General features: G+C 68.2%; 24 protein-coding genes. 9 read left to right on the forward strand and 15 right to left on the reverse strand.

Annotated features, from left to right (window positions below):
- Positions 1-13: 13 nt before the first annotated feature.
- From DT343_RS07845 to DT343_RS07855, 3 genes are all read left to right on the forward strand, one after another.
- A complete protein-coding gene (locus tag DT343_RS07845; RefSeq protein ID WP_112862356.1) occupies positions 14-1,948 on the forward strand; it encodes an FTR1 family protein in 1,935 nt (644 codons plus the stop codon).
- Positions 1,949-2,157: 209 nt separating this feature from the next.
- A complete protein-coding gene (locus DT343_RS07850) occupies positions 2,158-2,517 on the forward strand; it encodes a helix-turn-helix domain-containing protein (protein WP_112862357.1) in 360 nt (119 codons plus the stop codon).
- Positions 2,514-3,815, forward strand: coding sequence for a type II toxin-antitoxin system HipA family toxin (locus tag DT343_RS07855; RefSeq protein ID WP_112862358.1), 1,302 nt, complete (start codon positions 2,514-2,516; stop codon positions 3,813-3,815). Before DT343_RS07850 ends, DT343_RS07855 begins: the two co-directional genes overlap by 4 nt.
- Positions 3,816-3,824: 9 nt before the next feature.
- Here DT343_RS07855 and arsH read toward each other — a convergent pair whose 3' ends face one another.
- The 6 genes from arsH to DT343_RS07885 all read right to left on the reverse strand — a co-directional run bounded on the left by arsH (position 3,825) and on the right by DT343_RS07885 (position 7,284).
- The gene (gene arsH / locus DT343_RS07860; protein ID WP_112862359.1) at positions 3,825-4,577 is read right to left on the reverse strand and encodes an arsenical resistance protein ArsH; all 753 of its coding nucleotides are present in this window, start codon (positions 4,575-4,577) and stop codon (positions 3,825-3,827) included.
- Positions 4,577-4,993 carry a GNAT family N-acetyltransferase gene (locus DT343_RS07865; RefSeq protein ID WP_112862360.1) on the reverse strand — a complete coding sequence of 139 codons (417 nt, stop codon included), beginning with the start codon at positions 4,991-4,993 and terminating at the stop codon, positions 4,577-4,579. The genes arsH and DT343_RS07865 overlap by 1 nt, the downstream gene beginning before the upstream one ends.
- Positions 4,993-6,072 (reverse strand): ACR3 family arsenite efflux transporter, encoded by a 1,080-nt coding sequence (gene arsB, locus DT343_RS07870; RefSeq protein ID WP_112862361.1) that lies wholly within the window; start codon positions 6,070-6,072, stop codon positions 4,993-4,995. The genes DT343_RS07865 and arsB overlap by 1 nt, the downstream gene beginning before the upstream one ends.
- The gene (arsC, locus tag DT343_RS07875; RefSeq protein WP_112862362.1) at positions 6,069-6,494 is read right to left on the reverse strand and encodes an arsenate reductase (glutaredoxin); all 426 of its coding nucleotides are present in this window, start codon (positions 6,492-6,494) and stop codon (positions 6,069-6,071) included. The genes arsB and arsC overlap by 4 nt, the downstream gene beginning before the upstream one ends.
- A 7-nt stretch (positions 6,495-6,501) precedes the next feature.
- Entirely contained in the window at positions 6,502-6,834 is a 333-nt protein-coding gene (locus DT343_RS07880; protein ID WP_112862363.1) for an ArsR/SmtB family transcription factor, read from the reverse strand.
- Between the two features lie 78 nt (positions 6,835-6,912).
- Complete coding sequence (locus DT343_RS07885) at positions 6,913-7,284, reverse strand: hypothetical protein (protein ID WP_112862364.1); 372 nt, start codon at positions 7,282-7,284, stop codon at positions 6,913-6,915.
- Between the two features lie 257 nt (positions 7,285-7,541).
- On the opposite strand from DT343_RS07885, the gene DT343_RS07890 reads away from it, so the two are divergent.
- Positions 7,542-8,774, forward strand: a complete 1,233-nt coding sequence (locus DT343_RS07890; RefSeq protein ID WP_112862365.1) for an alkaline phosphatase — start codon at positions 7,542-7,544, stop codon at positions 8,772-8,774.
- 80 nt (positions 8,775-8,854) lie between these two features.
- Positions 8,855-9,145: a helix-turn-helix transcriptional regulator gene (locus DT343_RS07895; protein WP_112862366.1), complete on the forward strand. Its 291-nt coding sequence runs from the start codon at positions 8,855-8,857 to the stop codon at positions 9,143-9,145.
- On the opposite strand, the gene DT343_RS07900 is transcribed toward DT343_RS07895, so the two are convergent.
- From DT343_RS07900 to guaB, 6 genes are all read right to left on the reverse strand, one after another.
- Positions 9,102-10,355, reverse strand: coding sequence for a tyrosine-type recombinase/integrase (locus DT343_RS07900; protein WP_112862367.1), 1,254 nt, complete (start codon positions 10,353-10,355; stop codon positions 9,102-9,104). The two genes, DT343_RS07895 and DT343_RS07900, sit on opposite strands and share 44 nt — an antisense overlap.
- 289 nt (positions 10,356-10,644) lie before the next feature.
- Positions 10,645-12,207, reverse strand: coding sequence for a glutamine-hydrolyzing GMP synthase (gene guaA, locus DT343_RS07905; RefSeq protein ID WP_112862368.1), 1,563 nt, complete (start codon positions 12,205-12,207; stop codon positions 10,645-10,647).
- Positions 12,204-12,917, reverse strand: a complete 714-nt coding sequence (locus DT343_RS07910; protein WP_112862369.1) for a 5'-methylthioadenosine/S-adenosylhomocysteine nucleosidase — start codon at positions 12,915-12,917, stop codon at positions 12,204-12,206. The genes guaA and DT343_RS07910 overlap by 4 nt, the downstream gene beginning before the upstream one ends.
- On the reverse strand, positions 12,914-14,323 hold the full coding sequence (locus DT343_RS07915) for an RsmB/NOP family class I SAM-dependent RNA methyltransferase (protein WP_112862370.1): 1,410 nt from the start codon (positions 14,321-14,323) through the stop codon (positions 12,914-12,916). Before DT343_RS07915 ends, DT343_RS07910 begins: the two co-directional genes overlap by 4 nt.
- Positions 14,324-14,332: 9 nt before the next feature.
- Positions 14,333-14,728: an MAPEG family protein gene (locus tag DT343_RS07920; RefSeq protein ID WP_112862371.1), complete on the reverse strand. Its 396-nt coding sequence runs from the start codon at positions 14,726-14,728 to the stop codon at positions 14,333-14,335.
- 6 nt (positions 14,729-14,734) lie between these two features.
- On the reverse strand, positions 14,735-16,192 hold the full coding sequence (guaB, locus tag DT343_RS07925; protein ID WP_112862372.1) for an IMP dehydrogenase: 1,458 nt from the start codon (positions 16,190-16,192) through the stop codon (positions 14,735-14,737).
- A 127-nt stretch (positions 16,193-16,319) separates the two neighbouring features.
- Here guaB and DT343_RS07930 point away from each other — a divergent pair, with 127 nt between their 5' ends.
- A complete protein-coding gene (locus tag DT343_RS07930; protein WP_112862373.1) occupies positions 16,320-16,865 on the forward strand; it encodes a DUF2061 domain-containing protein in 546 nt (181 codons plus the stop codon).
- Between the two features lie 4 nt (positions 16,866-16,869).
- On the opposite strand, the gene DT343_RS07935 is transcribed toward DT343_RS07930, so the two are convergent.
- A complete protein-coding gene (locus DT343_RS07935) occupies positions 16,870-17,580 on the reverse strand; it encodes an RlmE family RNA methyltransferase (protein WP_055753232.1) in 711 nt (236 codons plus the stop codon).
- Positions 17,581-17,652: 72 nt separating this feature from the next.
- On the opposite strand from DT343_RS07935, the gene DT343_RS07940 reads away from it, so the two are divergent.
- The 3 genes from DT343_RS07940 (at position 17,653) to DT343_RS07950 (ending at position 20,326) form a co-directional block, all read left to right on the forward strand.
- The gene (locus tag DT343_RS07940) at positions 17,653-18,114 is read left to right on the forward strand and encodes a peptidylprolyl isomerase (protein WP_017504078.1); all 462 of its coding nucleotides are present in this window, start codon (positions 17,653-17,655) and stop codon (positions 18,112-18,114) included.
- A 69-nt stretch (positions 18,115-18,183) separates the two neighbouring features.
- Positions 18,184-19,281, forward strand: a complete 1,098-nt coding sequence (locus tag DT343_RS07945; protein WP_112862374.1) for a glycosyltransferase family 4 protein — start codon at positions 18,184-18,186, stop codon at positions 19,279-19,281.
- Positions 19,274-20,326: a glycosyltransferase family 4 protein gene (locus DT343_RS07950; RefSeq protein ID WP_220116514.1), complete on the forward strand. Its 1,053-nt coding sequence runs from the start codon at positions 19,274-19,276 to the stop codon at positions 20,324-20,326. The genes DT343_RS07945 and DT343_RS07950 overlap by 8 nt, the downstream gene beginning before the upstream one ends.
- Here the strand turns inward: DT343_RS07950 and DT343_RS07955 are convergent.
- Together DT343_RS07955 and DT343_RS07960 are read right to left on the reverse strand one after the other, a co-directional pair.
- Positions 20,272-21,504, reverse strand: coding sequence for a glycosyltransferase (locus DT343_RS07955; protein ID WP_146756719.1), 1,233 nt, complete (start codon positions 21,502-21,504; stop codon positions 20,272-20,274). The two genes, DT343_RS07950 and DT343_RS07955, sit on opposite strands and share 55 nt — an antisense overlap.
- A complete protein-coding gene (locus DT343_RS07960; protein WP_112862376.1) occupies positions 21,480-22,646 on the reverse strand; it encodes an O-antigen ligase family protein in 1,167 nt (388 codons plus the stop codon). The genes DT343_RS07955 and DT343_RS07960 overlap by 25 nt, the downstream gene beginning before the upstream one ends.
- Positions 22,647-22,670 lie beyond the last annotated feature (24 nt).

Here is a 22,670-nt window from a genome sequence, read left to right on the forward strand (position 1 = left end):
AGTTAGGCTCGCCATGCGTCATTTCCTTCGGTTGCTGCTTTTGGTCCTGGCCCTCGGGGCCGCGGCTCCCGTTCAGGCCCAGGCGCCCGCCGCCTCGGAGGCCCAGGTCGCCTGGCGGCTGCTGGACTATGTGTCGGTCGACTACGCCGGCGCCGTCGCGAACGGCCAGATCGTCAACCCGGCCGAATACGGCGAGATGACCGAGTTCGCGGGCCAGATCCGCACCCGCATCGACGCCCTGCCCGCGACCGCCGGCAAGGCCGCGCTCGTCCGCGACGCCGCCGCCCTGGAGACCCGCATCCGCGACAAGGCCGCGCCGGAAGCGGTCGCCGCCCAGGCCAAGGCCCTGGCCGCCGCCCTGCTCGCCGTCTATCCGAGCCCGCTCGCGCCGGCCTTCCCGCCTGACCTGGCGCGGGGGCGGACTCTCTACCAGGAGCAATGCGCCGTCTGCCACGGCGTCACAGGCCGCGCCGACGGCGAAGGCGCTCAAGGGCTGGACCCGGCGCCGATTGCTTTCGCCGACGTCGAGCGCGCCCGCCAGCGCAGCGTGTTCGGCCTCTATCAGGTGATCGACCAGGGCCTGGACGGCACCGCCATGGCCAGTTTCGCGCATCTGCCGGCGGAGGATCGCTGGGCCCTGGCCTTCTACGTCGGGCGGTTCGCCTTCACCGACGCCGAGGCCGCCGAAGGCCAGCGTCTGTGGGAGAGCGACCCGGCGATCCGGGCCGCCTTCCCCACCCTGGCCGCGGTCACCCAGACCACGCCCGCCGACCTGGCGTCGCGCATCGGCGAGACCAAGGCCCGGGCGGTCACCGCCTACATCCGCCGTCATCCCGAGGCCGCCTCGCCGGCGTCGGGCGGCGCCCTCGCGCTGGCGCGAACCCGCCTCGCGGAAAGCCAGACGGCCTACCGTCGAGACGACCGTAAACAGGCTGGCGACCTGGCGCTCTCGGCCTATCTCGACGGCTTCGAACCGGTCGAACCGGCGCTCGGCGCCCGCGACGGGGCCCTGCTGCGGCGTGTCGAAGCCGCGATGACCGGGGTTCGCGTCGCCATCGGTCAAGGCGCGCCGGTGGACGACGTCGACGCCCAGATCGCACGGCTCAACGCCCTGCTGGACACCGCCGAACGGGCGCTGGCGCCGCAGGAGGCGGACAACGTCGCCAGTTTCGCGGGCGCCTTCACCATCCTCCTGCGCGAAGGCCTGGAGGCCCTGCTGATCGTGGTCGCCATGATCGCCTTCCTGCGCAAGGCGGAGCGCCCCGAGGCGCTGCGTTATGTCCACGGCGGCTGGGTCGCGGCCCTGCTCGCCGGCGGGGCCACCTGGGCGGCGGCGACCTTCCTGATCTCGATCAGCGGGGCGAGCCGGGAACTGACGGAGGGCTTCGGTTCTCTGCTGGCCGGCGCGGTCCTGGTCTCGGTGGGCATCTGGATGCATGGCAAGTCTCACGCAGACGCCTGGCAGATCTATATCCGCGAGAAGCTGTCGAGGGCCCTGTCGGGGCGGTCGGCCTGGCTGCTGTTCCTGCTCGCCTTCGTGGTGGTCTACCGCGAGGTGTTCGAGACCATCCTGTTCTACGCCGCGATCTGGAGCCAGGGCGGCCACCTGGGTATGCTGGCCGGCGCCCTGACCGCCGTGGCCGTCCTGGCCGTGGTCGCCTGGGCCCTGCTGACCTACAGCAAGCGCCTGCCCATCGGCCGCTTCTTCTCTCTCAGCTCCATCCTGATGGCCGTGTTGTCGGTCGTCCTGGTCGGCAAGGGCGTGGCCGCGCTGCAGGAGGCGGGATGGGTCGACGTCCACCCGGTCGCCTGGATTCCCCGGATTGAAATCCTCGGCCTCTATCCGACGCTGGAAGGCGTCATCGTTCAGCTGCTCACCGTGCTCGTCCTCGTGATCGGATTCCTCCGGGCGTCCGGTCCGGGCGCGAAGGCGGCGCCCGCCGGCTGAAGCGACCGCAGCCTTGCGGTCGTAAGCTTGGGGGTCGCAGGGACGGCGGCCGATCGTTAGGCTACCGGAAATCGTCACTTATGGCGACTTAAGCGCCATTCCCGCCTATAGTTCGCCAGAAATGGCGAGTTATTTCACATAGACACAAGTCGCCATTATTGACGACTTAACCCCTTATCTCCTATATAAGTCGCCGAAAGTGGCGAATTATGAAAATCACCAATCTCACCACCGATGACGCAGCCCTGGCCGAGTTCGGCCGTCGCATGGCGGAGGCGCGGCTGGCGCGGGGGATGACCCAGGCGCAGTTCGCCCAGGCCGCCGGCGTCTCCAAACGGACGATCGAACGGCTCGAGGACGGCGGATCGATCCAGGTCGCCAATCTGATCCGCTGCCTGCGCGCCCTGGACAGGCTGGAGGGGCTCGAACGCCTCCTGCCCGAGACGCCGCCCAATCCGATCGACCTGCTGGAGCGCCATGGCAAGACCCGGCAGCGCGCCCGGCCGGACGCCGACGACGGCCGCGACGCCGCCGCCGCCGCGCCCTGGGCCTGGGGCGACGACCGATGACCACCGTCGCGGAGGTCCGCCTGTGGGGACGCCGGATCGGCGCCGTCTCGCTGGAGGACGGCGCCGACGTCGCCGCCTTCGCCTACGACCCGGCCTTCGCCGCCAGCGGCATTCAGGTGGCGCCGCTGGCCATGCCCCCGGGGACGCAGGTGTTCAGCTTTCCCGGGCTCAACCGGGAGAGCTTCCACGGCCTGCCCGGGCTGTTGGCGGACGCCCTCCCCGACAAATACGGCAACACCCTGATCGACGCCTGGCTCGCGACCCAGGGGCGGACGCCGGAGAGTTTCAACGCCGTGGAGCGCCTCTGCTACACGGGGGCCCGCGGCATGGGCGCGCTGGAGTTCGCCCCCGCGGTCGGCCCCCGGCCCCGCAAGGCCTCCCGCATACAGATCGACGCCCTGGTCGAACTGGCCTCCGAGGTCCTCAGCCACCGCAACGATCTGCAGGCCTCCTTCGCCGACAGCAAGAAGGCCGACGCCCTGCGCGAGATCCTGCGGGTCGGCACCTCGGCGGGCGGCGCGCGCGCCAAGGCGGTGATCGCCTGGAACGCGGCCACCAACGAGGTCCGCTCGGGCCAGGTCGAGGCCGGCGACGGCTTCGACTACTGGCTGCTGAAATTCGACGGGGTGAAGAACAACAAGGACCGCGAACTGGCCGATCCCGAGGGCTACGGCGCGGTCGAGTACGCCTACGCCCGGATGGCCGTGGCGGCCGGCGTCCAGGTGGCTGAATGCCGTCTGCTCGAGGAAGGCGGCCGACGACATTTTATGACCAAGCGGTTCGACCGCCTGCCGGGCGGCGGCAAGCTGCACATGCAGTCGCTGGCGGCCCTGGCCCATTACGACTTCTGCGATCCGAACGCCTACGCCTACGAACAGGCCTTCCTGGTCATTCGTCAGCTGGGTCTGCCGATGGCGGCGATCGAGGAACAGTACCGGCGCATGGCCTTCAACATCATCGCCCGCAACCAGGACGACCACGTCAAGAACATCGCCTTCCTGATGGACCGGTCCGGCGCCTGGTCGCTGTCGCCGGCCTATGACATCACCTGGAGCTACAACCCGACCGGCCTGTGGACGGCGCGTCATCAGATGTCGATGAACGGCAAGCGCGACGGCTTCACCCTCGAAGACTTCGACGCCAGCGCCCGCACCGCATCGATCAACGCGCGCCGGGCCCGAGCGATCGTCCAGGAGGTGCGCGACGCGGTCCAGCGGTGGCCTGAGTTCGCGGACGCCGCCAGCGTCGGAGAAGACTGGCGAAAATCCATCGACCCTTCACTCAGGACCACGCTCTAGCGTCGTCGCTCACTGTGCCGCGATGGCGATGGAGGACAGGTCGGTCGCGGCGTCGAGCGGGATTCCGGCCGCCTTGCGCTCGGAATAGCGGTCGACGAGCCGGGCGGCGTGCGGGCGGGTGAGGATGGTGAAGCGCACCAGTTCCTCCATCACGTCGACGATCCGTTCATAGTAGGCGGACGGCCTCATCCGCCCGGCGTCGTCGAACTCCTGGAAGGCCTTGGCCACGCTGGATTGGTTGGGGATGGTGATCATCCGCATCCAGCGGCCGAGCAGCCGCAGGGTGTTGACGGCATTGAAGCTCTGCGACCCGCCGGAGACCTGCATGACGGCCAGGGTCCGGCCCTGGGTCGGGCGTACGCCGCCCAGGCTCAGAGGAAGATGGTCGATCTGGAGCTTCATCAGGCCCGAGACCTGGCCGTGCCGTTCGGGGCTGCACCAGACCATGCCCTCGGACCACAGGGCGTGCTCACGCAGTTCGCGCACAGCCGGGTGGTCGTCGTCGCCGGGCGACCCCGGCAGAGGCAGGTCCGACGGATCGAAGATGCGGGTTTCGCATCCCATCCATTGCAGCAGGCGGGCCGCCTCCTCGACGCAGAAGCGCGAATAGGACCGTTCGCGCAGCGATCCGTAGAGGAGCAGGATCCGGGGCGGAGGGTCGTGCGGCCCCAGACCGCTGGCCGGATCGGCCGACAGATAGGCCTTGTCCAGGGCCGGCAGATAATCCGGATCGGGCAGCGATCTCAGGCGGGCGAAGGTCATCAGAGGTCCTTGATCAGATAGGCCGCCGATGCCGGGCAGAGCCCCGCGAACTCGCGGGTCCGCCGCATCGCCTCCGGCGCCGTCTGGCGGTTCGCCGTCCGGTAGCCGTTCCGGGCGAAGAAGGGTTCGGCCGTGGTGGTGAGCAGGTGCAGCCGTGCAGCGCCCATGTTACCGGCGACGATCTCGGCGGCGGCCAGCACCCGGGCTCCCAGGCCGCGCGCCTTGCGGTCGGCGAGGACGACCAAGGAGCGCAGCAGCAGATCGCGCCCCTCCCCTTCCAGCCCGACGTAGCCGACGACCGCGCCGGAGTGATCGGCGCTGAAGTAGCGGCCGGCGTCCGGCGCGGGCAGGCCTTCGGCCCGCAGCGCGGCGATGAGGCCGGCGTCGGTCGCTTCGATCAGATACAGGACCACCATCACGGGGCGTCCGCCGGCGGGACCGTGTCGGGGAACCAGCGCCGGCCCATCCAGAGGGCGACCGAGACCAGCAGGATCAGCACAGGCACCTCCACCAGCGGACCGATGACGGCCGCGAAGGCGACCGGCGAGGCCAGTCCGAACGCCGCGATGGCGACCGCGATGGCCAGCTCGAAATTGTTGGAGGCCGCGGTGAAGGCCAGGGCCGTGGTGCGCGGGTAGTCCGCCTCGATCAGCTTGCCCATCAGGAAGCTGACGACGAACATGACGAGGAAGTAGATCGTCAGCGGAATGGCGATGCGCAGGGCGTCCAGCGGCAGGGCCACGACCTCTCCGCCCTTGAGGCTGAACATGGCCACGATGGTGAAGAGCAGCGCGATCAGGGTGATCGGCCCGATGCGCGGCAGGAAGCGGCGCTCGTACCAGTCGGCCCCCTTGCGGGCGATCAGGCTGCGACGGGTCAGGAATCCGGCCAGGAACGGAACGCCGAGGTAGACGAGCACGGCTCCGGCGATGGTCCAGACGCTGACGTCCACCACGCTGCCCTGCAGGCCGAACAGCGGCGGCAGAACGGTGAGGAAGAGCCAGGCGTAGAGGCTGAAGAACAGGATCTGGAAGATCGAGTTGAAGGCCACGAGACCGGCCACATACTGGTTGTCGCCGCGCGCCAGCTGGTTCCAGACCAGCACCATGGCGATGCAGCGCGCCAGGCCGATCAGGATCACGCCGGTCATGTACTCCGGCTGATCGCGCAGGAAGATCACCGCCAGGGCGAACATCAACACCGGACCGAGCACCCAGTTCTGGATCAGGGACAGGGCCAGAACCCGTTTGTCGGCGAACACGCGCGGCAGGGCTTCGTAGCGGACCTTGGCCAGCGGCGGGTACATCATCAGGATCAGGCCGATGGCGATCGGGATGTTGGTGGTCCCGACCGAAAGGCTGTCGACCCAGGCGGGCAGGCCCGGCACCACGGTTCCGAGCAGGACGCCCACGGCCATGGCGGCGAAGATCCACACCGTCAGCCACCGGTCGAGGAACGACAGGCGGCGCGGCGCAGCGGCGGGCGCGTCGGTCATCGTCCCACCCGCCGGCCGTCGGCGTCGATGACGACCTCCCCGTCTTCCTTGGTGAAGGGCTTCAGATCGTCGGCCGGCAGCAGGTCCAGTACGGCCTCCGACGGGCGGCACAGGCCCACGCCCAGAGGACTGACGACGATCGGTCGGTTGAGCAGGATCGGATGGGCCTCGATCGCATCAAGCAACTGGTCATCCGTCAGGCCGGGGGCGTCGAGACCCAGTTCGGCGAAGGGCGTGCCCTTCTCCCGCAGCAGGTCGCGCAGCGGGGCGCCGGTCCGCTCCGCCAACCAGGCGACCATGGCGCGCGACGGCGGGGTCTTCAGATACTCGACCACATGCGGCTCGATCCCGACGTGGCGGATCAGCTCCAGGGCGTTGCGAGACGTCCCGCAGGCGGGGTTGTGATAGATGACGACGTCCATTTCAGCCTCAGTCGCAGCAGGCCAGCTCGGCCAGAAGCGGCGCGCACAGTTCCGAACGTCCCTGGCAGCAGTCCTTGAGCAGGAACATCACCAGGCCGCGCACCCGCTCCAGATCGGCGCGGTAGACGATCGACCGGCTGTGGCGCTCGAAGCTGACGAGCTTGGCGCGCGACAAGACGCCCAGATGCGACGACATGGTGTTGGCGGGCACGGCGAGCGCCTGGGCGATCTCGCCGGCGGGCAAGCCGTCAGGCTCATGGCGGACGAGCAGCCGGAACACCTCCAGCCGGGTCGATTGGGCGAGGGCGGCGAGCGCCAGGATTGCGTCTTCGGATTCCATATTTCCAAACTAATGGAATTGTGAGTCCGGACAAGCCCCTTTTTCCGGCGACCCGGTCCGGGCCGCCGGATCAGGAGGTCAGTTCCGGATACGGACGTCGAACGCGCCCGACTGGCCGGCGGCGATCACCGTGCCGCAGGTTCCGGGCGGCGAGGTGAACGGGCACTGGAACCGGGTATCGTCGAACTCCAGCGTCAGCGGCCCGGTCGTCGAGGCGCGAAACTCGCAGCGCCCGCCGATGATGCTTCGGGCGGCGATGACCTGCTGCGCGTCGCGCGGTCCCGTCATTTCGCGCTGCAGGGTGCGGCCGCCGACGCGCTGAAGGGTGCAGGTCGCCTCCCAGCCGCGCTCGCCCTCGCCCCGGAAGGCGAAGAAGCCGGCTGTCTGGTTCTGAGCGGCGGCCTGGGTCGCCAGCACGGCCATCGCAAGTCCGATCATGATCGTTCGCATGAAGATTCTCCCCCGCCTCTATGGGCGACATACCCATAATTCTGGAACGCTGGAATCATGATTAGTCACGGGATGTGACAAGTCGCGGATGGTTGCGTGACAGCGGTCCGCCACTGCCCGCGCTGCGCGGTCGGGTCGCAGCCTCGCCGTCGCCGAGCTGACACGAAACGCGGTGTATCGAGCGGGCGCGATCGACGGGGGCGGCGCCGCGAACGGCCTCTTGCGACGTCTTTTTTCAGGATCGAGGCCGACCCATCATGAGAACGCTCCGCCTTCTGACCGCCGCCGCCGTCTCCGCCTGCCTCATCCTCTCCTCGGTCCCGGCGACGGCGCAGGACGGCGCCGCGCCCGCCGCAGCGGCCCAGACCGGCGCGACGGGCCGGCCCGCGCCCGGACGGGCGCGCAACGTCATCCTCTTCCTCGCCGACGCCGGCGGCGTGCCGACGCTCTCGGCGGCCAGCCTGCTGGGCTATGGCGAGCCGCTGCGGCTGCACGTTCAGGGCTGGCCGCATCTCGGCCTGAGCGAGACCTCGCCGGTGGACGACTTCGTCTCCGATTCCGCCAACGGCATGTCCGCCATCGTCACCGGCGTGAAGACCCGCAACGGCGTGATCAGCCAGGGCCCCGACGCCGTGCGGGGCCAGACTGACGGCGCGCCGACCAAGACCCTGCTCGAATACGCGGAGGAGCGCGGCTTGCTGACCGGCGTGATCACGACGCAGGCGATTACCGACGCCACCCCGGCCGCCAACTACGCCCATGCGAACGATCGCGCGAAATGGGGCGAGATCTTCCCCCAGGCCTTTACGCCCCGGTTCGGGGACGGCGTGGACGTGCTGTTCGGCGCCGGCCGCGAGGAGATCGCCGAGCAGCTCGCGGCGCGCGGCTCGGGCTTCGACGCGCTCAGCGCGGCCCACGGCCGTCCGATCTACGCGACGCTCGCCGATGCGCCGGCCGACAATCTCCGACCGGTCGTCGTCGCCGACGCGATGGACGTTCGCGCGGCGACGCTTCGGGCGCTCGAGATCCTGGAACGGTCGGACACGGGCTACTTCCTCGTGGTGGAATGGGACGCGCACACGGACGATCCGCGCCAAGGCCTGCAGAACGTCGTGGATTTCGACAGGCTGATCGCCGAAGTGCAGAGCCGCGTTGATCTCGACGACACCCTGCTGCTGTTCACGGCGGACCATTCCTTCGGTCTGCAGGTCGACGGCGGCCGCCGCGGCGAGCCGCTTCTGGAGGGCTATGACGCCTGGAAGACCTCGGGGCGCGAAGAGGGCCTCGTTCGGCTGGAGAACGTCCTGGTCAACGACAGCCACACCGCCGAAGAGGTGCCCGTGCTGGCGATCGGCGTCGGAGCCGAGCGCGTCCGCGGCTATTTCCCGAACACCTACCTCTTCAAGGTGATGATGGACGCCTGGAGTTGGAGCGCTGATCCGACCGCGGTCGACCAGACCGCCACCCGCAGCGATGGGCCTCGCCCGTAGACGAGCGGGCGTAAGCTTGCGGCCTTCACCTCTCGCGGCCTTTCGCGTTCGAATCCTCCCGAACAGAACGGGATTTCGACATGGCCCAGGCCGACCCGCCGCTCAGGCGCACGATCAAGAAGACGCAGTTGCGCCAGATGGTGCCGCTGGCCGACAGCACCATCTGGGAGATGGAGCAGCGTGGCCAGTTTCCGAGGCGGTTCCTGCTAACGCCGAGATGCGTCGTCTGGGACCTAGCCGAGATCGAGGCCTGGCTGGCGCTTCGCCGCGCTAAGCCGATCCGCCGGGCGCCGCCGCCGGACGTGCGCAAACGGATCACCCGCCCCGTCAGAGCCGGGGATCGAAGCGAGGACCGGCCGTCTCCGGGATGACGAGCACGGGCGTGAACGCCCGTCCGGCCTCCCAGGCGTCCACGGCGTTCGACCACTCCTGCGCCATGTGACGGCGCTGGGCCTCGAACTCGGCCTTGTTGTAGACCCCGCGCGATGACCGCTCCTCGTGCGCGAGTCCCCTCTCGATCCAGTCCGAATTGAACCCCATCTCGTGCAGAAGGGTCGAGGCGGTCCGACGCAGGTCGTGGACCGTGAACGGCTCCAGAGGCAGGCCGCGCTCCCCTGCCCGTTCGGCGATGGCGCTGGTCACGCGATTGAAGGTGGCCCGCGACATCGGCGCGTCCGCGTCGTAGCGGGACGGCAGGATGTATCTCGAGTTCCCCGCACAGGTCTTCAGCGCGATGAGGATGTCGAGCATCTGGGTCGAGAGGTAGACGTTGTGCGGCCGGGACCGCTTCATCCGCTCCTTCGGGATCGACCAGACCGCGTTGGCGAAATCGACCTCGTCCCAAACTCCGTCCTGAAGCTCGCTCTTGCGGACCATGCTGAGCAGGATGAACTTCAGTCCCAACCGGATCGTCGGCAGGGTCGCCACCTCGCCGAGCAGTCCGAGCATGATCCGGATTTCGGTCGGCGACAGCGCCCGGTCCCGGGGCCGGAAGGTCGCGATGGAGGCGGGACCGACCCCGTCGGCGGGGTTGTCGATCTTCTCCCCGTGCAGGATGGCGAAGGCGTAGATCTGTTTGACGATGTCGCGGACATGGATCGCCGTCGCCGGCGCGCCGCGTTCGACGATCGTCTGGCAATGCGCCCGCAGGTCGCCGGGCGTGATCTCGTTCAGCAGCCTGTTGTCCCACTGGGGCAGAACTTCGCGATTGAAGATGGACCGCCGCATGTTGCGGGTGCTGTCCGCCATGGGCGCGTGATCCATCCAGCGGCGGGCGACATGGCCGAAGCTCCGGGCCTCCTTCAGGCGCCGCTTGGCGCGCTGCTTTTCCAGGGCGGGCGAGACGCCTTCAGCGATCAGACGCTTGGCATCGATCACCTTCTCGCGCGCTTTGGCGAGGGACAGGCCCGCCGGGCCGTAGGACCCCAGCGTCACCGATTCACGCCGGCCGTTGAAGCGGTAGTCGTACTTGAAGGCGATCCCGCCGGCGGGAGACACCAGAATGTAGAGACCGTCCCTGTCGGTCATTTTGTAGGATTTTGATTTCCCACGGATATTTCGCAATGCGGCGTCCGTAAGCATGCCGTTTGACTCCAAAAGACCGTCACCTGCTTTCGGGGTCTTTCGGAGACATTTTCCTCAACCAAGTCAGTTGCTTGGTTCGAAAAAAGACCGTCAGGCCGCCTTCAGCCCCCTGACGGTATGGAGCGGATTCCCGCCAGGCAATGGCGGCGGGGACCGTCGGAGGGACCGACACAGCGGTTCGCAGCCCCTCGAAAGGTATCGAGAGACTGCGACAGCATTTTTCTTGTAAGTCAGTATTTTAGCGAGGAAATCGAAAGCGTTCTGGAAAGTTTCAGAAGGCCCCGAATTATTCCCACTCGATCGTCCCCGGCGGCTTGGACGTCACGTCGTAGACGACGCGGTTGACGCCCCGGACCTCGTTGATGATCCGGGTGGCGGTCTTGGACAGGACGTCCCAGGGGAATTGGTAGAAGTCGGCGGTCATGCCGTCGGTTGAGGAGACGGCGCGCAGGGCCAGGACCTTTTCATAGGTGCGGGCGTCGCCCATGACGCCGACGGTCTTGACTGGCAGCAGCACGGCGAAGGCCTGCCAGATCTTGTCGTAGAGACCCGCCCTGCGGATTTCATCCAGATAGATGGCGTCCGCCTGTTGCAGGGTCTCGACGGCGTCCGGCGTGATCTCGCCAGGGATGCGGATGGCCAGGCCCGGTCCGGGAAACGGGTGGCGGCCGACGAAGGCGTCGGTCAGGCCCAGTTCGCGGCCCAGGGCGCGGACCTCGTCCTTGAACAGCTCGCGCAGAGGCTCGACCAGTTTGAGTTTCATATAGTCGGGAAGGCCGCCGACGTTGTGGTGGCTCTTGATGACGTGGGCCTTGCCGCTGGACGAAGAGACGCTCTCGATCACGTCCGGATAGAGGGTGCCCTGGGCCAGAAATTCGGCGCCCTCAATCTTGGCGGACTCGCGATCGAACACCTCGATGAACAGCCGACCGATGGTCTTGCGCTTGGTTTCGGGGTCGGAAATTCCAGCTAGTTCGCCGAGAAATTCCTTCGATGCATCAACGTGCACCAGCGGGATGTTATAGTGCTCGCGGAACAGGGTGGTGACCTGGGTGGCCTCGTCCTTCCTCAACAGGCCGGTGTCGACGAAGACGCAGGTCAGTTGATCCCCGATGGCCTCATGGATCAGAACGGCGGCGACCGAGGAGTCCACCCCGCCCGACAGGCCGCAGATCACCTTGGCGTCACCGACCTGTTCGCGGATCTGGGCGATCTTCTCGTCGCGATAGGCGGCCATGGTCCAGTCGCCCTTCAAGCCCGCGATGCCGTGGGTGAAGTTCTTCAGCATCTGATGGCCGCGCGGCGTGTGCATCACCTCGGGGTGGAACTGCACGCCGTAGAAGCTACGGGCCTCATCGGCGATCACCGCATAGGGCGACCCCTCGGACGAGGCGACCACGTCGAAGCCTTGTGGAATGGCGACGATCTTGTCGCCGTGGCTCATCCAGACCTCTTCGTTCTCGCCGACAGGGGCCAGGTCGGCCAGAAGGGGCGAGGTCTTCTGAATCGTGATCTCGGCGCGGCCGAACTCGCGCGTGTGGCCGCCCTCGACCTTGCCGCCCAGCTGCTCGCACATCGTCATCTCGCCGTAGCAGATGCCCAGCACCGGCACGCCGGCCTCGAACACGCCCTGCGGCGCGCGGGGGCTGCCCTCTTCATGCACGCTCTCGGGACCGCCCGACAGGATGATGGCCGCGGGGTTCATGGCCGTCAGAGCTGCCTCGGCCTTCTGGAACGGATGGATCTCGCAATAGACGCTGGCCTCGCGCAGGCGGCGCGCGATCAGCTGCGTCACCTGGCTGCCGAAGTCGACGATGAGGACCTTTTGGTGGTCTTGCGGCGTGGTCATGGCGTGATCGAATCCGGGGCGGGAGGATGGGCGGCGTCTTGGCCGGGCGGGGCCGATATTTCAAGGGCGGGAAGCTCAAGAGCGGCGGGGCCGTCGGCCTCCAGCACGGCGATCAGCCGATCCAGGGCAACGGCCAGGTTCTCGTCGACATGATGCAGGGTCGAGGTCCAGTCCTCCAAAGCCTTCAACTCGGCGCGACCGTCCGACACGCCGCGTAAGGCGATCAGAGGCACACCGAAGGTCTGGGCGGCGCGGACCAGAGCCCAGGTCTCCATGTCCACCATCTCGGCGTCGATGGCGTCATAGGCGGCGCCGGACACGACGTTCGCTCCGGTCGACAGGGTCGCCGTCGGCACGCCGGGGATCGGGCACGGCAAAGGCAGGACGGCGGGCTGGTCCAGCAAGGGGGTCACGCCCTTCGGAAAACCCAGCGGGCTGGCGTCCATGTCGCGATAGGCGACGGACGAGGCCTGATAGACCGCCGCATGATCCAGCACCCGCGATCCGCACGAGCCCAGCGATACGATCAGATCCGGCAGATCGCCCGCCGCCTCCAGCCGCGCCAGGGCGGCGCCCAGGCTCACGGCGGCCTCAACAGGACCGACGCCGGTCATTAGCGGCGCGATCCGGGCCTGAAGGTGCGGGCCGTATTCAGCAGGCGCGGCCATGACGTAGAGCAGCGAGACCCCGCCATGCCGCGCCAGCTTCATGCCGCGCGCTCGTAGATGGCGGCGAAGAAGCCGTCGGTGTCGGCCGAGGCCGGCGACAGGCGCAGGCGCGCCCCGGACGCCAGCTCGGCGAACTTCGCGCGGCCGGCCGGCGTCAAAAATCCTCCCCCGTCCACGGGGGAGGGGGACCGCGAAGCGGTGGAGGGGGCGGCCCCATCCCCGGCGCCGGAACCATGGTCGCCCCCTCCACCACGCTGCGCGTGGTCCCCCTCCCCCGCCGCGCGGGGGAGGATCGGAACGGGACGGAACTCAGGATGTGAAGCCTCGAAGGCGTCCACGCTGGCCTCGTTCTCGCGCGCCAGCATCGAACAGGTGACATAGACCAGACGGCCGCCCGGCCTCACCAGCTTGGCCGCCTGGCTCAAAATACGCACCTGAAGGCCGTGCAGCTTTTCGACCTCTTCGGCGGTCAGACGCCAGGCGTCCTCGGGCCGACGCCGCCAGGTGCCGGACCCCGAACAGGGCGCATCGACGAAGACCAGATCGGCCTGCCCGTTCAGGTCTTCCAGGCCGCCGCCATTCTGACCGATCAGGACCAGTTCCGCCTCCACGCCCGCACGCTGCAGGCGAGGACGGATGTTCTCCAGCCGCTTGTTGACGACGTCGGAGGCGACCAGCTTGCCTTGCGCCTTCATCGCCTGGGCCAGACCCAGCGTCTTGCCGCCGCCGCCGGCGCAGTAATCCACCACCGTCATGCCGGGTGCGGCGCCCGCCAGCCAGCAGACGACCTGACTGCCTTCGTCCTGGATTTCGAACCGGCCGGCTTTGAAGCCTTCCAGCGCCTGGATGTTGGGCGGCGGCTCCGAAGGCACGCGCAGGCCGACGGCCGACCAGGGCGTGCGCGAAGCCTCCAGACCGGCGGCCTTCAGCTCGGCCTCGACCTCATCGACGGTGGCGGCCGCATCGTTGACGCGCAGGTCGATCGGCGCGCGCGGCGCCATCAGGGTGTGAGCTTCCTCGGCCCAGCGATCACCGAAGGTGGCCTTGAAATCCTCGACCACGAACTCGGGCAGGCCGGCGGCGACCCAGCCCGGCAGTTCGCCCTGCCCCGCCGTGATGCGGCTGCGCTCCTGTTTGGACAGTGGCCGCGGGCCATAGCCGTCGCCCGAATGCAGGGCCTCGATCTCTTCCAGCGAAAGGCCGTCGATGGCGTGCAGCGAACCGATAACCAGAGCCCGACCGTCTTCACGCCCGCCCATGATCCACGACAGGCGGCCGCGCGCGCGCAGCACCTTATAGACCCGGTCGGCGATGGCGCGCCGGTCCTTGGAGCCGGCGTAACGGTTGGCCGTACCCCAGGCCTTCATGACGGCCTCGGCCGGTTGGCGGCCCTGGGCGATGGAGTCCAGGACGGAGGCGGCGGCGGCGAGGCGAGCGGCTGGGGTCAATTCAGGCTTTCAAACGAAGAACAGGGACGCCAGGACCATGACCAGTCCCGCAAGCGAGACCAGCCAGACCAGCGACCGGATATAGGGAACGCCGAAGGCGTAAAGCGGCACATAGACCACCCGTCCCCAGAAATAGAGCGCCGCGCCCCACACCGTCAGGGCGCTGGACGCGCCGATGACATGGGCGATCAGCACCGCGCCGATGAACAGCGGCAGGGTTTCGTACAGATTGGCCTGGGCGCGTTCGAGACGGCCGGTCAGCGGCTTCTTCGCCTCCGGCGTCTCGTCGCGCGGACCCGCATTCCATTTCGAGCCGAACTCGGCCGTCCGCGCCCCGGCGGGCAGGAAAATCTGAACCAGGGCCAGGATCAGCGTCAGGGCCAGATAGGTGAGTTCGGTCGTCATGGTCGCCTACCCCTGCCGATAGTTGGGCGCTTCACGCGTGATCATCACGTCGTGGACGTGGCTTTCACGCAGACCCGCGCCGGTGATGCGCACGAAGCGGGCGCGCTCTTGGAACTCAGGAATGGTGCCGGCGCCGACATAGCCCATGGAGGCGCGAAGACCGCCGACCATCTGGTGTAGAACCGGGCTGATCGGCCCCTTATAGGGCGTCTGACCTTCGATGCCCTCGGGCACCAGCTTCTCGGACGAGACTTCCTTCTGGAAATACCGATCCGCCGAGCCGCGGGCCATCGCCCCCACCGAGCCCATGCCGCGATACGACTTGTAGCTGCGGCCCTGGTACAGGAAGACCTCGCCGGGGCTTTCGTCGGTGCCCGCGAACATCGAACCCATCATGGCAACATTGGCGCCGGCCGCGATGGCCTTGGCCAGGTCGCCCGAATATTTGATGCCGCCGTCCGCGATGACCGAGGCGCCCGTGCCCTTGGCCGCGCGCGCGGAGTCCATCACCGCCGTCAGCTGCGGCACGCCCACGCCGGCGACTATGCGGGTGGTGCAGATGGAGCCGGGACCGATGCCCACCTTCACCGCATCCGCGCCTGCGTCGATCAGGGCCCGCGTCGCATCATAGGTGGCGACATTGCCGGCGATGATCTGCAGACGGTTGTTCTCGCGCTTGATCCGCTCGACCACCTGGGCGACCGAGGCCGAGTGACCGTGGGCGGTGTCGATCACCACCACGTCGCAACCCGCTTCGGCCAGCGCCATCGCGCGTTCGTATCCGGCGTCCCCGACGGTGGAGGCTGCGCCAACCAGCAGGCGGCCCTGCTCGTCCTTGGCGGCGTTGGGGAAGGCCTGGGCCTTCTCGATGTCCTTCATCGTAATCAGGCCGACGGCCCGATAATCCTCGTCCACCACGATGACGCGTTCGATCTTGCGGGTCTTCAGCAGCTCGCGCGCCTCGTCGCGGCTCGCGCCTTCGCGCACCGTGATCAGGTCGCCCGTGGTCATCAGCGAGGCGGCGGTGACGTTCAGGTCGCTCTCAAACCGCATGTCGCGGTGGGTCAGCATCCCGACCAGCTTGCCCGACGCCGGATCCACGACGGGGAAGCCGGTGATCTTCTTGCGCGCCACGATCTCGCGCACTTCGCCCAGCGTCGTCTGCGGGCCGACCGTCACCGGATTGACCACCATCCCGCTCTCATAGCGTTTGACGGCGCGGACCTCGTCGGCCTGCTCCTCGATGGTCATGTTGCGGTGCAGAACGCCCAGGCCGCCCGACTGGGCCATGGCGATGGCCAGGCGGCTTTCCGTCACCGTGTCCATGGCGGACGACAGCAGCGGGATGTTCAGTTTGATGTCGCGCGTCAGCTGGGTCGAGACATCGACCATCGCCGGCATGAACTCGGATGCGCCGGGTTCCAGCAAAACATCGTCGAAGGTCAGTCCTTCGCGTATCTCCATAGGGAGTCTCCGTTTTGCGGGCCGCGTATAACGGGATGCGGGGGTCGGGGGCAAGGCCGATTGCGGTTATAGGCCCGATAGATTTTATTGCTTTGCAACCCGCAGGGCCGCTCACCATTCTCTCCCCATGGTCGGCGTCATCCTCAGCACCGCGCGCAAACTGGCTCTGAAGATCGCCAGCTATGGCGTCATGCACCTGATCGTCGCCATCCTGGTCGCCTTCGCCATCACCCGCGACTGGCGCATCGCCCTGGCCGTCGGCATGGTCGAGCCGATCTTTCAGACCATCGCCTACACCGTCCACGACCGCGTCTGGCACAAGGTCGAGCGGCGGCGCATGGCCTCCAATATTGAGGAGGCGACAGAGGCCTTTACCGCCCGCCTCGACATCATGTCGCCCGAGGAACAACGTCGCTCGCACGACGCCCATCACGGCCACAGCCACGCCCTGCCCCGGTCGTTCAAACAGATCGCATTGAAAACGGTGAGCTATGGCGTCATGCACTTCGCCGTGGCGGTCGCCGTGGCCTACGCCCTGACCAACGACATCCGCACGGCGCTGACCATCGGCATGGTCGAGCCCTTGGTCCAGACGCTCTTCTTCGCCCTGCACGACCGCATCTGGTCCCGCCTGGAAGATCGCAGAACCCGCGCGAGCACAGCCGCCGCCTGACGCGTCAGCGCTTGTTCAGCGCGACCAGAAACACCTCGGCGCTGTCCTTACGGCTCGACGCCGGCTTGACGTATTTCACCGTCTCGAACTCCTCGCGCAGCCGCGCCAGAACCCCGCCGGCGTCTCCGCCCTGGAAGTTCTTGGAGACGAAGTTGCCGCCGGGCCGCAACGTGCGGATGGCGAAGTCGGCGGCGATCTCGATCAGGGCGATAATCTTCAAATGGTCCGTCTGGCGATGCCCGACCGTATTGTGCGCCATGTCCGACAGCACCAGGTCCGGCGCCCCGCCGATGGCGTCGATCAGCTGCTGGTCCACACCCGGATGGGTGAAATCGGCCTGAAGCAGGGTCGCGCCCGGGATCGGCGCGATCATCAGCAGGTCCACGCCCGCCACCGCACCCGCACCCCGGTTCAACGCCACCTGCACCCAGCCGCCCGGCGCCGCGCCCAGGTCGATGACCTTTGACCCGCGCTTGATCAGCCGGAACTTGTCGTCGATCTCGATCAGCTTGAACGCCGCGCGCGAGCGCCAGCCCTCGGCCCGCGCCTTTTCAGACCATTTGTCCGACAGCTGGCGTTTGATCCATTGCTGGCTCGACATCGACTTGGTGTCGGCCGTCTTCATCTTGGTGCCCATGCCGCGTCCGGCGGCGGTTCCGCCGGTGGGCGGTTTCACCATCCGGCGGCGCTCTTGGGGCTTTTCGTCTTCGCTCATCGTTCCCACATAGCCCCGACCGGCGTTGCGGGCTATGTCCCGCCTCAAATCAAACCAAAGAGGACGACCGACATGGCCGACACCCTGACCTTCACCCTGGACACCGGCGACGGCGAAGCCCGCGACGTGGTCATCAAGCTGCGCCCCGACCTGGCCCCCGGCCACGTCGAGCGCATCACCGAGCTGGCCAAGGAAGGCTTCTACGACGGCGTGGTCTTCCACCGCGTGATCCCGGGCTTCATGGCCCAGGGCGGCGATCCGACCGGCACCGGCACTTCGGGCTCCAAGAAGCCGAACCTGAAGGCCGAGTTCTCGGCCGAGCCGCACGTGCGCGGCGTCTGCTCGATGGCCCGCACCTCGGACCCCAACAGCGCCAACTCGCAGTTCTTCATCGTCTTCGACGACGCCACCTTCCTGGACCGCCAGTACACCGTCTGGGGCCAGGTCGAATCGGGCATGGAGCACGTCGACGCCCTGCCCAAGGGCGAGCCGCCGCGCAGCCCCGGCAAGATCGTCAAGGCGACGGTCAACTGAGCATGCAATCTTGACGTTTCTCGATGATGGCTTTCAGTTGCAACGCTGAGCCATCGTCGGGGGACGACATTGCGCATTCTTCTGGTCATCGAGCCGTCCGGCGGCGGCTCGGGGCGTCATGTGGTCGATCTGGCCCGCGCCCTGATCGGAAGCGGCCATCAGGTGTCCCTGATCTGGTCGCCGCACCGCGCCGAGCCTTGGTTCGAGGCCGCGGTCGCCGCCCTTCCCCTTCACGCCAATGAACGCCTGCCGATGCGACGCAGCGTCGGACCGTGGGACGTCGCCGCCCTTCACGCCCTGAATCGCCTGATCGCCCGCCTCGGCCCGTTCGAGATCGTCCACGGCCACAGCGCCAAGGCCGGCGCCTTGGTCCGCCTAGCCCACGCGCCCGGCGCCGCCAAGATCCACACGCCTCACGCCCTGCCGATGATGGGCCCGGCCAGTCTGGCGAAGATCACCGCCGGCGCGGCCGAGGCGCTGTTGGCCCGCTCCAGCGACGCCATCATCGCCGTCTCTGAGGAAGAGGCCGCCGTCGCCCGTCGCTGGGGACTCGGCGGGAACCGCTTGCACGTCGTCCCCAACGGCTTGGCCTCCCCACCCGCCAACGATCGTCTCGCCGCCCGCCAGGCCCTTGGCGTTCCCGAGGACGCTCTGGTCATCGGCTTCGTCGGCCGGCTTTGCGCTCAGAAAGACCCGATCCGGTTCGCCCACGCCGTCCGCCGGGCGGACGCCATCGATCCGCGCATCACCGGCGTCATGATCGGCGACGGTGATCTGGCCTCGGCGGTCAGGACCGCCGGCGGCGACGTCCTCCGTCTGCTGGGTTCACGCGACGCCGGGCCGTTGATGGCGGGCTTCGATCTGTTCGCCATGACCAGCCGTTACGAGGCCGACTCCTACGCCATGATCGAGGCGGCCGCCTTGGGCCTGCCGATGGTCTGCACCGACGTCGGCGGGATTAGGCGTCTGATCCAGGCCGGCGCGCGCATCGACCGCCTGCCCGTTGACGCCTCGCCCGATCATCTGGCCGAGGCGATGCGCGCCGCGCTGGCCAGCCGCATCGTACCCCTGCCGATCGCGCCGGGCCTGTTGTCCGCCTCACGCATGGCCGAACAGACCGTCCGGATTTACCGCGACGCCTTCGCCCGCAGACGCCTGGGTGGCTGAGCCCGTCTTCATCAACGGCCGCTTCCTGACCCAGCCGATGAGCGGGGTTCAGCGCTATGCGCGTCAGATCGTCCGCGCCCTGGACCAGCGCCCCGGCGCCGCCGACCGTTACGTCCTGCTGACGCCCCCCGGCGCCGAGAACCTGAACCTGCTCCACATCCCGACCCGCACGATCGGGCGCGCAGGCGGCCATCTTTGGGAACAGACCGCCCTGGCCTGGACCGCGCGCCATGGCCGGCTGCTTTCGTTAGGGGGTTCGGGTCCGGTGCTGCACCGGCAGCAGATCGTCGTCATCCACGACGCCGCCGTCTTTCGTCATCCTGAGCATTTCCGAACAGGCTACGCCGCCTTCCACCGCGCCCTGAACAGAATCCTGGCGCGCCGGGCGCGGCTGGCGACCGTCTCCGAGTTTTCCCGGTGCGAGTTGGCCTCGGTCCTGAACCTGTCGCCTGACAGCATCGCCGTCGCCCCGAACAGCGCCGACCATCTTCGCATCGTCACGCCGGACCCGGGCATCATCGAACGCCTCGACTTGACGACCCGCCCCTACTTCGTGGCCTTGGGTAATCTGACGCCGAACAAGAATCTCGCCGTCGCCATCCGCGCCCTGTCCCATCTTGCAGACCCTGCCGTTCGGCTGGTCCTCATCGGCGACCGACCCGCTGTCTTCGACCGTTCCACCTTTCCGGCCGACCCGCGCGTGATTTTAGCAGGCCGTCTCTCGGACGCAGAGATCGCCGCCCTGCTCGGCGGCGCGCGCGCCCTGGTCTTTCCCAGCCTCTACGAAGGTTTCGGCATCCCGCCGCTGGAGGCGATGACCCTCGCCTGCCCGGTCATCGCCTCCGACATCCCCGCCACGCGCGAGGTCTGCGCCGACGCCGCCCTCTATTTCGACCCTGCCGACGACGCAGCCCTGACCGCCCATATGGCTGAACTGCTCAGCCGACCGGATGACGCTCGCCGCGACACCGGCCTTCGCCGCGCCGACCGTTACGTCTGGTCCCGCTCGGCCGAAATCATCGAAGACCTTCTGCTCAGCACCTGACGATAGATGGCGCTGTGCGCCTCAACGATCGACGCCTCGGTCCAGGCCGGCGCACCGATCGCCGCGAAGAGCCAGCGTTCCGGCTGGTCCACAGCCGCCTGCATCGCCGCGGTGAGCGCGCCCGTATCCTCCGCCTTGATCAGGGCCGACATGCCCGCCCCCTGCGCCGCCTCCGCCAAGCCGCCGATGCGCGAGGCGATCACGCCCCGTCCCTGCTGAACCGCCTCCACGACGCTGCGTCCGAACGGCTCGGCCCACACCGCCGGCGCGACCAGCACATCCACCTTGGGCCAGAACGCCTCCGCCTCCACCTGCCCCAGCCAGACGATGCGCGGATCATCATACGCCCGCCTCAACGCCTGCAGGTAATCCGCCTCGCCCCGCCCGCCGATCATCAGCCTCCAGTCGCCGTCCAACCCTCTGGTCGCCGCCAGCAGAACCTCGATCCCCTTTTCTGGCTCAACCCGCCCCAGAAACCCGAACCGCATCGTCGGCGCCTCGGCCAGCGATGGTCTTGGCGCCATCACCGCCGCACCCGCCGCATTGCCGATCACCGACCCCGGCGTCCGCCGAAAATAGCCCGCCGCCCGGTGCGTCTCCAGCACAGGCCCGCTCAGGCCGATGACATGGTCCACCCCTTGCGACCGCGCCCGCTTGCCCGCGATCAGCAACACGCACGACCCACACCGCCGCTCGCAACGCCTTCCGCGTCGAAACAGCGACGCCCGCGCGCACAGCATCGACCAGTCCCGCAGCGTCTGCACCAGCGGCAGATCCCACCGCGCGGCCGCGCGATAGACTGACAGTGAAAACCCCGTCGTCAGGTGCAGATGGATCAGATCCGGCCGCACCCGCGCGACCGCCCGATCCACCGCCTGACCCATCAGCGGATTGGCCGCCTCCAGCCCATGCCAGACCGCCCGCCGAACCACCGATCGTCGCGCGCCGTCATAAGGCCAGTACAGATTTCGCAGCGGCAGCCGCTGCACGGGCACGCCGTCGATCCGCTCGTTCACCGTCTCGCGCCCAGGCGTCAGCGTCAGCACGGACGCCTCCACGCCCGCCCGCCTCAGCCCTTGGGCCAACTGCGCCACGCTGCGTTCCGCCCCGCCGACCTGCGCCGGCGGATACAGGGTGTTGACGATCAGCACCCTCACGGCGCCAGCGGCCTTCGCCACGCCAGGGCGCCCACCAGACAGCACAGGAAGACCATGCCCGCCCCCTGCGTCAGGTCCTCTCCGAACATCGCCGCCAACACATAGACCGACAGCGGCGTCAGCGCGTCCAGCCGCGCCGCCGACGCCAGATGCAGCCCCAGCAGCACCAGCGCGCTCGCCACTCCCACCGTCCGCGCCGTGAACAGATAACCGTTGTGGCTGACCGAAAGCGCCCGAAACGCTCCCATCTCCTCCGCTGACGACCAGCCCATTCCCATCGGCCGCTGCACGACCAGATCCACCGTCCGCCGCCAGGTCAGCATCCGTCCGGCCAGATTGTCCTGCAACGCTACCCTATCGAACCGTCCCGCAAACCGGCCGCCGTCGAAATCGAACCGCCCCGCCTGCAAAGCCACTGCGCCCGCCGCCAGCACGCAGACCGTCAGCGCCACGCCCAGAGGCCGAACCCGCTCGCGCCAACGCCAATCGACGACCATCCTCGCCAGCCCCGCCAGTATCGCCGCCATCATGCCGCCCCGCGACAGGGTGCTGACAAACCCCAGAACCGCCACGCCGACGCCGCCCCACGTGGTGCCGCGCCGCGCCCAGCGCCGTCCCGCCAGCATCACGCCTGCCGGAACCGCCAGTCCGATCATCACCATCGCCGCATTCGGATGCTCGGCCAGGGTCGTCAGGCGCACCTGTGCGGCCGTCGTGGTCAGCATCGCGCGCGGCGACGCGAGCCCCAAGGCCTGCAAAGGCTCCAATCCCACCATCGTCACCAGCCCGTAGGTCGCCAGGTGACACGCCGCGCCCGCCAGCAAGGCCCATAGGAACAGCCGCCGCCGTCGCTCGTCCCTCAGGATCAGGCTCGCCGCCGCCGGCGCCGCTAGCGCCGAGGCGATCCACCGAAACCAGAAGGCCGCATCCCCGACGTTCAGCCGATCGCCGCCCTGCGCGACCTGCACCAGCAGCGTCATCGCCAGAAAGCCCGCCGCGACCACGCAAGCCGCCCTCAGAACCGGCGCTATGCCTCGCCACGTCACAGCCGCCAACGGCACAGCAACCGCCAGCGCCAGATCCCCTAGCCGCGGCCCGCTGACCTGCCCCGGCGTCAGAAAGAGCGGCAAGGTCACGCCCAGGCCGAGCAGGCTTAGCGCCACCCGCTCATAGGCCGCCCTTATCCG

This window comes from Brevundimonas vesicularis (genome assembly GCF_900445985.1).
In the GTDB taxonomy this organism is placed as follows: Bacteria; Pseudomonadota; Alphaproteobacteria; order Caulobacterales; family Caulobacteraceae; genus Brevundimonas; species Brevundimonas vesicularis_D.

Coding starts and splice junctions, on each gene's coding strand:
- DT343_RS07845 (WP_112862356.1), top strand. CDS start 14: ATGCGTCATTTCCTTCGGTTGCTGCTTTTGGTCCTGGCCCTCGGGGCC.
- DT343_RS07850 (WP_112862357.1), top strand. CDS start 2,158: ATGAAAATCACCAATCTCACCACCGATGACGCAGCCCTGGCCGAGTTC.
- DT343_RS07855 (WP_112862358.1), top strand. CDS start 2,514: ATGACCACCGTCGCGGAGGTCCGCCTGTGGGGACGCCGGATCGGCGCC.
- arsH (WP_112862359.1), bottom strand. CDS start 4,577: ATGACCTTCGCCCGCCTGAGATCGCTGCCCGATCCGGATTATCTGCCG.
- DT343_RS07865 (WP_112862360.1), bottom strand. CDS start 4,993: ATGGTGGTCCTGTATCTGATCGAAGCGACCGACGCCGGCCTCATCGCC.
- arsB (WP_112862361.1), bottom strand. CDS start 6,072: ATGACCGACGCGCCCGCCGCTGCGCCGCGCCGCCTGTCGTTCCTCGAC.
- arsC (WP_112862362.1), bottom strand. CDS start 6,494: ATGGACGTCGTCATCTATCACAACCCCGCCTGCGGGACGTCTCGCAAC.
- DT343_RS07880 (WP_112862363.1), bottom strand. CDS start 6,834: ATGGAATCCGAAGACGCAATCCTGGCGCTCGCCGCCCTCGCCCAATCG.
- DT343_RS07885 (WP_112862364.1), bottom strand. CDS start 7,284: ATGCGAACGATCATGATCGGACTTGCGATGGCCGTGCTGGCGACCCAG.
- DT343_RS07890 (WP_112862365.1), top strand. CDS start 7,542: ATGAGAACGCTCCGCCTTCTGACCGCCGCCGCCGTCTCCGCCTGCCTC.
- DT343_RS07895 (WP_112862366.1), top strand. CDS start 8,855: ATGGCCCAGGCCGACCCGCCGCTCAGGCGCACGATCAAGAAGACGCAG.
- DT343_RS07900 (WP_112862367.1), bottom strand. CDS start 10,355: ATGCTTACGGACGCCGCATTGCGAAATATCCGTGGGAAATCAAAATCC.
- guaA (WP_112862368.1), bottom strand. CDS start 12,207: ATGACCACGCCGCAAGACCACCAAAAGGTCCTCATCGTCGACTTCGGC.
- DT343_RS07910 (WP_112862369.1), bottom strand. CDS start 12,917: ATGAAGCTGGCGCGGCATGGCGGGGTCTCGCTGCTCTACGTCATGGCC.
- DT343_RS07920 (WP_112862371.1), bottom strand. CDS start 14,728: ATGACGACCGAACTCACCTATCTGGCCCTGACGCTGATCCTGGCCCTG.
- guaB (WP_112862372.1), bottom strand. CDS start 16,192: ATGGAGATACGCGAAGGACTGACCTTCGACGATGTTTTGCTGGAACCC.
- DT343_RS07930 (WP_112862373.1), top strand. CDS start 16,320: ATGGTCGGCGTCATCCTCAGCACCGCGCGCAAACTGGCTCTGAAGATC.
- DT343_RS07935 (WP_055753232.1), bottom strand. CDS start 17,580: ATGAGCGAAGACGAAAAGCCCCAAGAGCGCCGCCGGATGGTGAAACCG.
- DT343_RS07940 (WP_017504078.1), top strand. CDS start 17,653: ATGGCCGACACCCTGACCTTCACCCTGGACACCGGCGACGGCGAAGCC.